Here is a 6,545-nt window from a genome sequence, read left to right as displayed (position 1 = left end):
CTCACGCAAGCAATTGGCGCGGAGGCGGAAAACTCCATCCTGGGTCTGAGCCAGTATGCCCTTGTCGCCAGTCACTTCGGCGGACCGAACGGGGGGAAGACGCATGTCGCACGTCGCGTATGGACCGGGCCGGGGGGCATCTGGGGGAAACACGAGGCTCGGTGCAGTGTCGCACGGCGACAAGGGAAGCAGGGCCACGGCTCAACGGCCGAGGCGCTTTTCCCGGGGGGAGTGGCTCGAGGCCACTGGGGGGGCATTGGAGGGCATCGTCATTCCGGAGCTGGCCACCTTCGCGGGGGCGAAGCGGGCACAGCTGGCGGTCCTGGCGAATTCAGCCGTGACGGCAGCCATCCAAATCCAGTCGAGGGACGTAACGCGGGTGGCGTCCATGCGCCCGCAGACGTTCGGACGCGCTCAGACACAGGCACGGCTGCGGGCGCTCTCACGGCCCGCGGTGCCCTGGGACGCAGCAGGACAGGTGAAGGGGGGGCCTCGGCTCCCCCGAGTGACGGTGCTGGGGGCACCGGGCACGCGCACCTGAAGGGGCCGTAAGCGGTGTAGGGGGAAGGTGTCACACGCAGTTTCGCTGGAGGGGTCCAAGGCCCTCCGGACACACACCAAGGGCGGGTAGGAAGACGGCGCCGCGGGGGCGGCAACGTCTGTGGATGGGGGACCCGGGGTCACGCTCGCCAGAGGGGGAGGGCGAACCCGATAGATGGGTCGAAATCCGAGGGATGCTCCGAGTCCATCGGGGCATCCCTCGTTGCTTTGCGGGGCACCCGGCCCGGGTGTTCACTCCACGAACAGCGTCGCCGAGCCCGTCACGGTCCGGTGAAGGGTGAGCCACAGCGCGTTGCCGGCGTCGTCCACGGAGGCGAAGTAGTCCACGTCCGCGGAGAGCACCTGGCCATCCAGGGTGACGCGGGTGGGCGGCGTGGACGCGGTGTAACCGCGCAGCACCAGCATGGGATTCGCCAGGACGCGGCCGTTCGTCTCGAAGCGCAGCGAGGCGCGGTTGTTGGCGCCGACCTCCGCCTCCCAGGTGGCGTACACCGGGTTGTAGCCGGGCACATCCCGCGCCACGGAGTCATCCCGCCCCACCCCACCGGGGCCCTGGTCCAGGACGCGGCCCTCGGTGGCCGTCAGCCGCACGCCCTGCCAGGCCTCCACTTCCGCCGCCAGCCGCAGCACCGGGTCCGAGGTGTGTGTGCCCAGCACCATGAAGACGGAGTAGCTCTGGTACGGGTAGCCGGACAGCATGGCGTCGTCGCTGTAGCGCGGGTACTCGCGGAAGCCCACCGCGCCGAAGTTGCTCCCCCACGCCATCCGGTGCGAGCGCGTGGGGCCCTGCTCGGGCAGCTCGTACTGGTTGAGCTGGTAGGTCCAGTTCCAGTCCTCGGGCATGGGGCCGTCCTCATCTACCTGCCCCCAGGACGGGTATTGCCAGTAGCCGCCTGCGGGCTTCTGCGCCCACGTCTGCGTCTGCACCACGCCCATCTCCGCGTCGGGCGACGCAATCCACATGCGGGTGTAGGGCACCACGTTGGGCTCGCGGTAGTCCCAGCCGCTCGCCCGCGTCAGCGGCCCGGCCCCGAGCGTCACGAAGCGGTAGCGGTCTCCCCAGCCCACGCCGGAGATGTCCGCGTTGCCGTCTCCATCGAAGAGGATGTCGCCGTAGGGCGAGCGCACGTCCGCGTCGATGACGTCGGGCGGCGCGCGGGACGCATCATGGGTGATGGCATAGAGCGGATGGCTCCGCCCGGTGGCGAAGAGGTAATGCACCGTCACGTCAACGACGTGACCGCCCAGGTCCATGGGCCAGCGGAACTCATGCAGCGCGTGGTGGCGGCCCTCGAAGAGCGTGCGCCACGTGCCCCGGATGCCCTCCGTCCAGTTGCCCCACGGCGGGCTGACGCGCAGGTGGCTCGTGACGATGCCCCAGCCCGGCACCATGCCGTCCGAGCCATCACAGACGCGCGTCGCGCCCGCGACCTCGTAGGTGTAGCGGCGCAGGTAGCCGCCCGTCCAACCCTTGGGGTCCGTGGCGTCATTGCGCACCAGCGACGCCGAGCGGGGCTTGCAGTCCGCGTCGCGCCACTCGAAGCGGTCGGTGCGGAAGCCTTCCAGATTCACATCCCGCTCCAGTCGGAGCGGCGCACAGTCACCCGCGGGCGGCGTCCCCGGCCGCACGTCCTTGCCACCGCACGCGACCAGCAACGCGGCCAGCAGCACGGACGCACCGCGCGCACGGAGGATGGGTGATACGGCGTCCTTCAGCAGGTCGGGCATCATGATGGTCGTTCCCCCAGGCAGCAGGCCGCGCTGCCCCACCCTTCCTGCCAAACCCGCATCCCTGGACGCAAGGACGGGCAGTGCGAGGTGGCGCATCACCTGCCCCCATCCGCCCGTCCCCGCGCTCGGAGGCCCGCTCAGCCCGCGTTGGCGGTGCCGCGCTCCTGGTGCCACGCGGCCAGCACTTCCTTCTCGCGCTCGGCGGACAGGCCGGAGCGCGGCTTCGCCTGACGCTCGGGAGGCAGCGTCTTGAACCAGGCCACCGTGTCGCGAATCGTCTCCGCGGCCGGACGGAACGTGATGCCCGCCGCCAGCGCCTTGGCGATGCTCACCTTGCCGATGCCGCCCTCTTTCCCGTTGCGCGGCATCCAGGCGGGCATGTCCGACCACGCCTCCACCTTGTGCTTCGTGAGGAAGTCGGTGTCCACCCACGTGAAGCGCGCGTCGCTGCCCAGGGCCGTCTTGTTCGCCGCCAGGAAGTCCCGCATCAGCAGGTCCTGGCTGGGGCCGGTGGCGTTGAAGATGCCGGTGGTGCGGGCCTCCACGGAGCGGATGATGAACGCCGCCAGGTCCCGCGCGTCGATGAACTGCAGCGGGTCCACGCCGTCGCCGGGCGCCAGCACCTCACCGCCACGCGCCACGCGCAGGGGCCAGTAGGTGAAGCGGTCGGACGGGTCATCCGGCCCGACGATGAGGCCCGGCCTCACGTTGAAGACGCGGCCCGGCATGGCGGTCTCGGCGGCCTGCTCGCACAGTGCCTTCAGCGCGCCGTAGTGCTTCTCCACGTCTTCGGTCGCCGTGTCCTCCACCGTGGCCACGGTGGCCGTCTCGTCGAGCCCCTGCCGTGACAAATCCTTGTAGACAGAGATGGAGGACACGAAGGTGTAGTGCTGGACGTGCGGCGCCAGCAGCTCCGCGGAGGCGCGCACGATGCGCGGCACATAGCCAGAGGTGTCCACCACCGCGTCCCACTTGCGGCCCTCCAGCGCCTTCAGGCCCTCGCCCTTGTTCGGGTCACGGTCGCCCGTCAGCTTCTCCACGTCCGGGAAGAGGCCCGGCTTCGTCTTCCCCCGGTTGAAGAGCGTGATGGTGTGGCCGCGCGAGCGCGCGAACTCCACCAGCGCCGGCCCCAGGAACGCGGTGCCGCCCAGGATGAGGATGCGCAACGGCGCGGCGGGCGCGGAGGACTGCTCCCCCTGCCCCTGGGTGGAAGACGCGGCGGTGCCGGACGTGCCCGTGGTGGCGCACCCCATGGCCCAGAGCGAGCCGGCCGCGGCCGCTCCCTGAATCACACTCCTGCGAGACAGCGTCATGCGGGATTCCTCCTGCGTGTGTGGACTGACTGCGTGTGGATGAGCGCTAGCGGGCCGCGACCTCTTCGGACACCGGCGCCTCGGGCGCGGCGGCCGGCACCGGCTCCGCCTGCCTCCTCTGGTGGCGCGCGAGATACAGCGACACGCCCAGCCACAGCCCGGCCAGGGGCACCGCCGCCAGCGACAGGCCCGTCATGCCCAGGCCCAGCTTCGTGAGGCCCCCCTGGAGCCAGGCACTCACCGTGTCGCTGCCGCGGTACACCACCGTGTCGATGAAGCTCTTCGACTTGTAGCGCGCCTCGCGGTCCACGGTGGTGAAGAGGACCTCGCGCGAGGGCCGCTCCAGCGCGTAGTGGCTGGCGCCGCGCACCGCCTTGAACAGGATGAGCACGGTCAGCACCGGCATGGCGGCCAGCCCCAGGAAGCCCAGGCCCGTCACCACCGGCGCCACGGCGAGCCCCGCCCCCAGCCCCAGCCAGGAGATGACGCGCCCCGTGACGAGCGTCTGCAACCCCAGCGTCGCCAGTTGCACGTAGAAGTCGATGTCCCCGAAGAGGGCGGTGCGGCTGGCGGCGTCGCTGCCAAGCGCGGCCACGAGCCGCACCTCCTGGAAGTAGAGGAACGTGGAGGTCGCCGCGTAGAGGAGCACCTGGAGCCCCAGCGCCAGCAGGAACGGCGACGTCACGATGAGCCGCAACCCCGCGAGCACGCCGCCGCCCACCGGGCCCTGCGCCGCCGGGGGCTGCTGCTGGACGTCCTGGGCCCAGCCGCTCAGCCGGCGCACACACTGTGCACTCACCTCCAGCAGCACCACCGAGATGAGGATGAGATTCACCGGGCCCACCGGCTCGGCGAGCCGCCCCACCAGGAAAGGCCCCACCAGCATGCCCGTGGTGCCGCCCGCGGCGATGAAGCCGAAGAGCCGCTTGCTCTGTCCGCTGGCGAAGACGTCCGCCATGAAGCTCCAGAAGATGGAGACGACGAACAGGTTGTAGACGCTCAACCAGACATAGAAGACGCGCGCCACCGTCTCCCGCGCCACCCCGAGCTTCAAGAGCACGAAGAAGCCCAGCAGGTTGAGCAGGAAGAAGCGGTAGATGCGAGGAATCACCACCCGCCGGGGCCAACGTGACACCAGGGCGGAAAAGGCAGGCACCGCCGCGAGCATCACCAGGAAGGTGGCGGTGAAGAGCCAATCCAAGCCCTTCACGCTGCCCGCCGTGCCCATCTCGTTGCGGATGGGCCGGAGGATGGCATAGCCACACATCAGCGTGAAGAAATACAGGAACGACCAGCGGACGGCGCCGACTTCCTCGTCCCGAACGTCCACGAATCGCCTGAGCATGGAGGAATTCACGTGAGCGGCCCAACGAGGCCCCGGGCAACGTATTCCCAGGACCTCCATGATGGAACGAGCGCGGCGGGAAGATGTCGCAAGGATTACGCGCCGGAAGCGAGGACCTCGCGGAGCGCCGCCTCCACCCGGGGCAGCGCCTCCTCGATTTCCTTCACCGACGTGGCCCCCACCGACAGGCGGAACCAGCCCGTGTCCGCGTCCAGTCCGAAGGCCTGGAAGGGCACCACGCCCAGGTTCGCCTTCTCCAGCAGGAGCTTGCGGATGTCATTGTTGGAGCGCAGGCCCCCCTTGCCCACCAGGTCGAAGCGCACCGACAGGTAGATGGCGCCCTGGGGCGCGATGTGCTGCACCGGCAGCCCCGCCTCGCGCATGCGCGTGAGCCCCTTGTGCAAGGCCTCCAGTCGCGCTTCCACGGACTTGCGCATCCCCGCCAGGAAGGTCTCCGTCGCCGCCGTGTCGTCGAGGTAGCGCGCCACCGCGACCTGCTCCGCCTTGGGGGCCCAGGCGCCCACGTGGCCGAGCACGTCCCGCATGCGAGCGATGAGGGTCGGCGGCCCCACGCCCCAGCCCACGCGCACGCCCGTGGCGGCGAAGGCCTTGGAGATGCCGTCCACGAACACCGTGTACGGCGCCACCTCCGGCACCAGCGACACCGGCGTGACGTGCTTGGCCGCGCCGAAGCTCAGCACCCAGTAAATCTGGTCGTACATGAGGATGAGCGGCTTGCGGCCCTGCCTCTCGCGCTCGCGGTTCTCCGCGACGACGCGCTCGCAGATGGCGCCCAGCGCATCCGGCTCAATCATGGTGCCGGTGGGGTTGAGCGGGCTGCACAGGCACAAGAGGCGCGCGCCGCCCAGGTGCGGCGCCAGTTGCTCCACGGTGGGCATGAAGCCCCGCGCGGCGTCCGTCACCACCACCGCGCTCTTCGCGTCCATCATGTGCGCGTAGTGGTTGTTGTTCCACGAGGGCACCGGGTAGACGACCGTCTCCCCCGCATCCAGCACGCTGCGGTACGTGCCGTAGATGATGGGCCGCGCGCCTCCCGCGATGACGATGCCCTCCAGCGGGTACTTCAGGCCCAGCGAGCGCTCATAGAAGCGCTGAACGGCCTGGCGGAGCTCCAGCACGCCATCCGACGGCGGGTAGTTCGTCTCGCCCGCCTGGAGCGCGGCGGTGATGTGCTCCCGCAGCGGGTCGGGGATGGGGAACTCACGCGGGTTGAAGTCGCCCACGGTGAGGTTGCACACCTTCTGTCCCTTGGCGACCCGCTCGCGAATCTCCGCCGCGATGCGGAGGATTTCGCTGCCGACGATGCCACGCGCCATCGTTCCCACGGTGGCGTCGTCCTTGGAGGGGCGGGGAAGAGAGGTCAGGTCGAGGGGGGCCATGGGAGGATGCTCTCCGGTTCGTGCGCGTTCGGGGGCCGCGCGGACGACTTGCGGCGCGGACGATAGTCGCGGCCCCACCGTCCTGTGTCATCCATTCGTGGTGACGGTGGCCCTCCGGGGCAACCGGTCCTCCGTGGAAATTTCCAGCGCTCCCGGGGCCATCCACGGGTGTTATTTTTGCCCGCTTTCCCCTCG

Annotated in this window: 5 protein-coding genes; 1 reads left to right on the top strand and 4 read right to left on the bottom strand. The window is 69.9% G+C overall.

Going from position 1 to position 6,545, the window contains the following annotated elements:
- Positions 1–256 precede the first annotated feature (256 nt).
- The gene (locus tag FL344_RS25605; RefSeq protein WP_020478295.1) at positions 257–541 is read left to right on the top strand and encodes a hypothetical protein; all 285 of its coding nucleotides are present in this window, start codon (positions 257–259) and stop codon (positions 539–541) included.
- Positions 542–792: 251 nt separating this feature from the next.
- On the opposite strand, the gene FL344_RS25600 is transcribed toward FL344_RS25605, so the two are convergent.
- From FL344_RS25600 to FL344_RS25585, 4 genes are all read right to left on the bottom strand, one after another.
- Positions 793–2,292, bottom strand: a complete 1,500-nt coding sequence (locus FL344_RS25600) for a hypothetical protein (protein ID WP_194863251.1) — start codon at positions 2,290–2,292, stop codon at positions 793–795.
- Positions 2,293–2,429: 137 nt separating this feature from the next.
- Positions 2,430–3,605, bottom strand: a complete 1,176-nt coding sequence (locus FL344_RS25595) for an NAD-dependent epimerase/dehydratase family protein (protein WP_141620367.1) — start codon at positions 3,603–3,605, stop codon at positions 2,430–2,432.
- Between the two features lie 46 nt (positions 3,606–3,651).
- Positions 3,652–4,950 (bottom strand): NTP/NDP exchange transporter, encoded by a 1,299-nt coding sequence (locus tag FL344_RS25590; RefSeq protein ID WP_228558238.1) that lies wholly within the window; start codon positions 4,948–4,950, stop codon positions 3,652–3,654.
- 95 nt (positions 4,951–5,045) lie between these two features.
- A complete protein-coding gene (locus tag FL344_RS25585; RefSeq protein ID WP_141620365.1) occupies positions 5,046–6,350 on the bottom strand; it encodes a pyridoxal phosphate-dependent aminotransferase in 1,305 nt (434 codons plus the stop codon).
- Positions 6,351–6,545 lie beyond the last annotated feature (195 nt).

Origin of the sequence: Myxococcus sp. AB036A (genome assembly GCF_006547355.1) — a bacterium.
Classification (GTDB): domain Bacteria; phylum Myxococcota; class Myxococcia; order Myxococcales; family Myxococcaceae; genus Myxococcus; species Myxococcus virescens.
The sequence above is the reverse complement of the archived record's forward strand: the minus strand, read 5'-3'. Positions and strand labels throughout refer to the sequence as shown.

What these genes read in the sequence shown, in the direction of transcription:
- FL344_RS25600 (WP_194863251.1), bottom strand. Translation starts at nt 2,292, where the DNA reads ATGATGCCCGACCTGCTGAAGGACGCCGTATCACCCATCCTCCGTGCG.
- FL344_RS25595 (WP_141620367.1), bottom strand. Translation starts at nt 3,605, where the DNA reads ATGACGCTGTCTCGCAGGAGTGTGATTCAGGGAGCGGCCGCGGCCGGC.
- FL344_RS25590 (WP_228558238.1), bottom strand. Translation starts at nt 4,950, where the DNA reads ATGCTCAGGCGATTCGTGGACGTTCGGGACGAGGAAGTCGGCGCCGTC.
- FL344_RS25585 (WP_141620365.1), bottom strand. Translation starts at nt 6,350, where the DNA reads ATGGCCCCCCTCGACCTGACCTCTCTTCCCCGCCCCTCCAAGGACGAC.